We start from the raw sequence: 6,675 nt of genomic DNA on the forward strand, positions 1-6,675 counted from the left end.
GCCTCTATGGCTTTCTCAACAAATTTCTCATCAACGCTGTCACCGTCACGGGGACTATCGTCGATGGCTCCATGGTAACGCACGATCAAATCGGCATCCACCAAGAAGACCTCGGGGGTTTTGGTCGCCCCGTATTTTGGAAAGACCTCCTGCCCATCGTCAAAAAGGTATAAAAAAGGGAATCCTTTTTCCTTTGCGTTCTTTTGCATCGCCTCGAAGCTATCACCGGGTTTTAATGCTGGATCGTTCGGTTGAATGGCTACTACCGGATATCCCTTTGGGGCGTAGGTAGCATGCAGATCGATAAGCCTTTGCTCGTTCGCTTGGGCATAGGGGCAAGTATTACAGGTAAAGACAACGATGTAGCCTTTGGGCTTGTTGCCATTGGTATCGGTTATGTTGTCAAAGGAATATTCCTTTCCATCGATATTCTTTAGGTTGAAATTCGGGGCCTTGTCCCCGACGCCGATTCCCTCCGTTTCCAAAAGGGAGACGGTTGCTTCATTTTGATGTAGTAAAAGTGCCGGATTTCCGAAGGAAAACAGCAACAATGTCGTTGCGAATAAAAATAGCTTTTTCATGATGTATGTTTTTATGGGTCTAAAAGGGTTCTATAAAAAGGGCAGTATGACTTCGTTCAATTCCTCAAGGTTTTCAAAAGGTTCGCCTACCAAACGGTTTTGTCCTTTTTTATAGATATAGGTCGCCGGAATCGCTCCGGACCAGTCTGGGGAAACCTTGTCGATCCAATCATTGTATTTGCCGTCCAAGAGTACGACCACTTTCGATCGCAACTGTTTCTTTTGAACGAACGGAACCAAATTGCTCTCCAGTTGTTTGGGAAAATCAAGGCTTACCAGAACGACTTTTACCTTTTCATTTTTATGTTGCGAATTCAATGCCTCAAAATAGGGCAACTCCTTTATACATGGCTTACACCAGGTGGCCCAGAAGTTGATGACATAGGTGGTATCGTTGTCCATACGGAACAGCTGCTCCAATTGACCGAAATCGTCATAAACCGGAATTCCCCCCACTTGGTAGGCCGCATTGGGCCATACCGTTGTTTTTTCGACAACTATTTGAGAAGCCTCAGCCTTTGGTGAAGCTTTTTCCCGGTTGGATGACTCTTTGCATCCGGCCAAGAATAGCACTAGGCATATCCATAGCATTGAACGAACCATCCCGAAAATTAGTCCACATATTTTCATTTCTATGCTGTTCCCCGTTAAAAATCTGCTAAATAATTGTTAATAAGGCAAGATGGATATTCCAAAAAACCTACCCAAAAGAAATAAGGTCAACAACACTATTTTTGCAGTCAACAACATAAACTATCTACCTATACAGTCGGGGGGATTTATAATTTTCATATATCAACTCCCAAGAATACGGGCCACTTTGTTCCTACTCCCTGCCTTATACTTTCTGTATACTAGTAATGCGACCGCAATGGCGACCCCAAAGGAGGCCAAAAGGGCTCCTACAATCCCGGCCGAGGCAACTCCGTAACCATATGCAATGGGAAGTCCTGCAAAATAGGCACCGGAAGCATTGCCCATGTTAAAAGCACTTTGGTTCATGGATGACCCTAGCATTTCAGATCCCTTCGAGGTTTTGATGATAGCCATTTGTATGGGCGTGGCAACCGTAAACGAAACCAAACCAATGAAAAAAGTCAAGACCAGGACCAGGTACGGATTGAATGCAAATACTGAGTTCAAGATTAAAATTGCTGCCATTGCCGTTAGACTGATCGCCACGGACTTTAAAGGTGAAAAGAGTTCCGCCATTTTCGCTCCCAGAAAATTACCGACCACCATTCCAAGACCGGCGAGGATCATGGCATAGCTCACCATATTTTCCGAAAGGTGGGCCACTTGGGTAATCAATGGGGCTATATAGCTGTACCATGCAAAAAATCCGCCTGTACCAATGGTAGTTAGGGCAATCAGTGCCCAAAGTTCCGGGTTTTTAAGGCCTTTATCCTGCCCGTTATCGGCTTTCCGGCTTTCCGGTTTCATTTCGGGCATCCAAAAGAAAATACTAGCCAACGTAAGTAGCCCGATGATACCCACCATAAGAAAGGACAAACTCCAGTTGTACTCATTGCCAAGATAGGTGCCTATAGGTACACCGATAACATTAGCGATCGTAAGGCCTGCGAACATAATGGCAATGGCCTGGGCCGATTTGCCCTCTCCGACCAATTTTCCGGCCACCACCGCACCGATACCAAAAAAGGCTCCATGGGGAAGTCCCGAAAGAAAGCGCATGGCGAGCATCACACCATAGCTTTCGGAAAAAGCGGATAAGGTATTGAATACCGTAAACCAAATCATTAATAAAAATAACATACGGTGCGGAGCTAACTTGTTGCTGATACTCGCAAGCAACGGAGCCCCAACGACAACGCCCAAAGCATATGCGGCAATAAAGTGGCCTGCTTTTGGAATACTTATGTGAAAGGAGTCCGCAACGTTCGGTAATATACCCATGATTACGAATTCGGTAAGGCCTATTCCAAAGCCACCCATGGCCAAGGCCAATAATGCCTTTTTGTTTGAAATTTCATTCTTCATAACCGTTATTTTTAATGGCTTAAGTTATCCGCAAGCTTTCCTGCAAAGTGACGTGGCACTTTAAAAAGGTGCTTTATGGCGTTTCTAAATGTACCTACCTTAAAGGGCACAAAGTCAAACCGAAGTAAAGCCTCCGGTGATTCATCGCCTTTAATTGTCAGTCCGTTGACGATTTCGAAATCCAAGTACTCGAATCCTTCCGTCGGTTCTTCTACCCTATCACTATAGATAAAACAACTGCCAGTACCGAAATAAAACCGAATAGCAGTATAGAAGCCGGGTTCCAATAGAAGTATGCCTTTAGACCTCAAAAAATGGCCAGCATGTATTCCTTTTATTAATAGGGAATCCTGACCGGAAAAATCGGCGATAAAATGTTCCTTTCCAGAGCTGTCAAAGGCCGAGAAACGATTCAGGTTCAATTGCATTTCAGATACACGCATTTCGGTAGCATACGTATTTTTCAGTACCAAATCTTTGATGCACTTACCTTTGGAATCCCAATTATAGAGATCGAAGGAAAAAGGAATGGTCTGCCATATCGTTGGATAAAATTTTGTTTCTTTCATAATGTCATATTTTAACAAATACAAAGCAAATTTCCGAAATAGGGTAGTCCTATAAAACAACTGTATTTTCCAGTTTATATGCTATTTTAACCTGCAATAAGGATTGATTTGGCCAGTCGGGATAATATATTACAGTTTCAAACGATTTCGTAAACATCAAAGCTGGAGGTCTTATTGCGGAACGGTTAAACAAGTTCATGAAGTGAATACGTGATTGGAACCCGTTTAACGAAAATGTTTATTTTTAATTTTCTAAATCAATACGGTTGAATACATGCTAAATTTACTCTACATACTCATTGCCATATTACTATTTTCAGGCTTTAAATCCGAGCCCGATAAAAAACAAGAAGTCGCCGAAACTTCTGAAATAGCCAAAACATGGTGGAAGAAGGTAATTGGAGTTCCGATATCGACAGTTTTCATACCACCACGAACCCATTGACTTTTTAAGCTAAATGGAGTTGAATGAAATCGTATCTAAATATTTCCTACTTTTAGGATGAAAACACAAAATAGGTACGTTCATTAGCTATTATTGTGGTCATGACAACTAAATCAATACCAAATAATTATGATCAAAAAACTCTTAATGATTTGCTTGCTGACCGGACCGTTATTAACGGTTTATGGCCAGGATTTTGTTATTTCGGGAAGCGTAACGGATCAAAATGGCGCACCATTGCCCGGGGCAAGTGTTGTTGAAAAGGGAACATCGAACGGAAGCGTCTCCGATTTTGATGGTAATTTTCAGATTACCGTTGGTGACGGAGAGGCCGCTTTGATAGTTTCCTATATAGGATATGCCACTCTCGAAATTCCCGTAAACGGACAAACGAGTTTACAGATTTCACTGCAGGAAGATTCCGCTCAATTGGACGAGGTAGTCGTGGTGGGATATGGCCAGCAAAAAAGTGAAGATCTGACCGGTTCCGTAAAAGTAATCGGGTCCGAGGATTTCAACAAGGGAGTGGTCAATTCCCCTGGACAACTTTTACAGGGCAAGATTTCCGGCGTAAACGTGACTGCGGGATCAGGTGAGCCTGGAAGTGCCATTGACATTAATATCCGTGGTGTGAATACCGTTAGGGGCTCGAGTAACCCATTGTTCGTGGTTGATGGGGTTCCCCTTGACGGAGGGGATTCCGGTAGCGAAGGCATTAGTGGGCTAGGGGCTACAAGGTCACGTAGCCCCCTGAACTTTTTGAACCCGCAGGATATTGAGAGTATAACCGTCCTCAAAGATGCTTCCGCAACTGCCATTTACGGAACCAGGGCTTCCAATGGGGTGGTGCTGATACAGACCAAAAAGGGAAAAGCGGGCAAGCCTACGCTCACCTTTGGTACCTCGGTCGGGTTGGCCACGGTAGCCAATAAAGTTGACGTGCTTAGCGCAAGTGAATACCGAGAGCAGACCGCCCGATTGGCTCCCATAGTGGGCAGAGATCCCGGCACATACATCGATGCCGCCAATGCCAATACCAACTGGCAGGACGAGATTTATCAAACAGCTTTAACGACCAATTACAATTTTAGCTTTTCCGGAGGGTCGGAGCAAACCAATTACAGTGTCTCCTTGGGTTACCTAGATCAGGAAGGTTTGGTCAGAACCACCGGTCATGAAAAAGTGAACGGAAGGGTCAACATCGGTACGTCGTTGTTAGAAGACCGATTGAAACTGCAATTGAACCTTACCGCTGCCGATATAACCGACGAAAGTCAAGCTACCGGCGGCTCGGCCGATTCGGACGGAAACTTGATTACCTCGGCACTTAGGGCCAATCCGACCGCTGCCCCCAGGGATGCCAATGGCGATGTAGTCACCAGGACAGGGGCCACGGACAACCCGGTGTCGTTTTTTGACCTATATCGTGACAGGGCGGAGAGCAAAAGGCTTTTGGCCAACGTAACGGCCACCTTGACCCTTGTGGAGGGATTGGATTATAAGATAAACCTAGCTTACGAAAATGCGGATACCGATCGTTATCTACGGGTATACGGCAATGCAGGTGATGGGGGTTCCATTGACACCGACCAGGTGACCCTTGTCGCAACGGAAGATTCAAATAAATTGATTGAAAATTATTTGACCTATTCCAAGGAGTATGACAAGCTCAATTTCGACGTTCTCGCTGGGCATTCCTACCAAACTTTTAACAATACCGCTGTAAGGATCAGGAGGGATGATTTCAGTACCGACGAAATCGATCCGATTTTTAATTTAGGTATTGCCCAAGGCAATACGATTATAGGATCAAGCAATACTGAAAGAAAATTACAATCCTTCTTTGGAAGGGTCAATGCCAGTTTCTTCAATAAATACTTGGTCACAGCTTCACTTAGGGCAGACGGCTCTTCGGTGTTCGGTGAGAATAATAGTTATGGATATTTTCCATCGGTTGCATTGGGATGGAAAATCCATGAAGAAGGTTTTCTCAAGGACTCCGATGTTTTCTCCAATCTGAAATTAAGGTTAGGTTGGGGGCAAACGGGCAACCAGGCCGTTCCGGTAAGAGTTACACAGCCTTCGTATAACATCACGTTCGAGAATGGCTTCCCGTTCAATGGAACGACCGTTGTAAACGGATTACGCATTACCCGTACGCCCAACCCTGACTTGAAATGGGAGGTTACGGAACAGGCCAACATAGGTTTGGATTGGGCTTTACTAAACGGAAGGGTTAACGGTTCCGTGGATTACTTTAACAAGACCACTACCGATCTTTTCTTGGAAGTTTCCGCCGCGGCCCCGGCATCGATCGGTACCGTCTTTGTGAATTCGGAAGCGGAAATTATCAATAGCGGTTTCGAATTTGGTATCGATGCCAACGTGGTTAGTACTGAAGATTTTTCCCTTGATTTGGGGGGTAATATATCCTTCTTGGACAACAGCATTGAAGGCTTGCAGACCGATATTTTTGTGGGTGGTATTTCCGGTCCCGGGGCATCGGGAGAGACTAGTAGTATCTTTACCAACGGTGAGTCGGCAGGATCGTTCTATTTGTTCAGGTTCGAAGGTTTTGATGGCAGTGGTAACGAAATTGTATCGGATAACCTCGAAATTGTGGGCGATGCCCTTCCCAGTACAATCTATGGATTTAACATAAACGCTCGCTACAAAACCTTTGACTTGGGATTGAACTTCAATGGTGTGAAAGGTGTAGATATTTTTAACAATACGGCAAGGGCCTATTCGAGTGCGGCTTCCCTGGGGCAGAACGGCAACAACATTTATAGGGCGTATCTTGACGTTGACGAAAGTCCACTTCTTGCCCCCGTCTCTTCAACAAGGTTTCTTGAAAACGGTTCGTTCTTGAGGCTGAACAATGCCACACTGGGATGGAATATCCAAAATATCGATTTTATTGACAATTTAAGGTTTTCCCTTACGGGACAGAACTTGTTTGTGATTACCGATTATACGGGATACGATCCTGAAGTAAATACGACCGGCGGCAATACGTATGGGGTCGATTTTTCAGCCTATCCGCGTCCTAGAACCGTTATTTTTGGCCTTGACCTGT

Annotated in this window: 5 protein-coding genes; 1 reads left to right on the forward strand and 4 read right to left on the reverse strand. The window is 44.7% G+C overall.

The features are described from left to right. From ACEW8S_RS08065 to ACEW8S_RS08080, 4 genes are all read right to left on the reverse strand, one after another. Positions 1 to 581: thioredoxin family protein (locus ACEW8S_RS08065; RefSeq protein WP_373517650.1), on the reverse strand; the 581-nt coding region annotated here is incomplete at its 3' end. A gap of 30 nt (positions 582 to 611) precedes the next feature. Then, positions 612 to 1,211 (reverse strand): TlpA disulfide reductase family protein, encoded by a 600-nt coding sequence (locus tag ACEW8S_RS08070; RefSeq protein WP_373517651.1) that lies wholly within the window; start codon positions 1,209 to 1,211, stop codon positions 612 to 614. 165 nt (positions 1,212 to 1,376) lie between these two features. Beyond that, on the reverse strand, positions 1,377 to 2,582 hold the full coding sequence (locus ACEW8S_RS08075; RefSeq protein ID WP_373517652.1) for an MFS transporter: 1,206 nt from the start codon (positions 2,580 to 2,582) through the stop codon (positions 1,377 to 1,379). Positions 2,583 to 2,593: 11 nt separating this feature from the next. Continuing rightward, positions 2,594 to 3,151, reverse strand: coding sequence for a hypothetical protein (locus tag ACEW8S_RS08080; protein ID WP_373517653.1), 558 nt, complete (start codon positions 3,149 to 3,151; stop codon positions 2,594 to 2,596). Positions 3,152 to 3,725: 574 nt separating this feature from the next. Between ACEW8S_RS08080 and ACEW8S_RS08085 the strand changes: the two genes are divergently transcribed. Further along, on the forward strand, positions 3,726 to 6,675 hold a 2,950-nt coding region (locus ACEW8S_RS08085), incomplete at its 3' end, for a SusC/RagA family TonB-linked outer membrane protein (RefSeq protein WP_373517654.1).

The organism is Pricia sp. (assembly GCF_041745955.1).
Lineage (GTDB): Bacteria > Bacteroidota > Bacteroidia > Flavobacteriales > Flavobacteriaceae > Pricia.

What these genes read in the sequence shown, in the direction of transcription:
- ACEW8S_RS08070 (WP_373517651.1), bottom strand. Translation starts at nt 1,211, where the DNA reads ATGAAAATATGTGGACTAATTTTCGGGATGGTTCGTTCAATGCTATGG.
- ACEW8S_RS08075 (WP_373517652.1), bottom strand. Translation starts at nt 2,582, where the DNA reads ATGAAGAATGAAATTTCAAACAAAAAGGCATTATTGGCCTTGGCCATG.
- ACEW8S_RS08080 (WP_373517653.1), bottom strand. Translation starts at nt 3,151, where the DNA reads ATGAAAGAAACAAAATTTTATCCAACGATATGGCAGACCATTCCTTTT.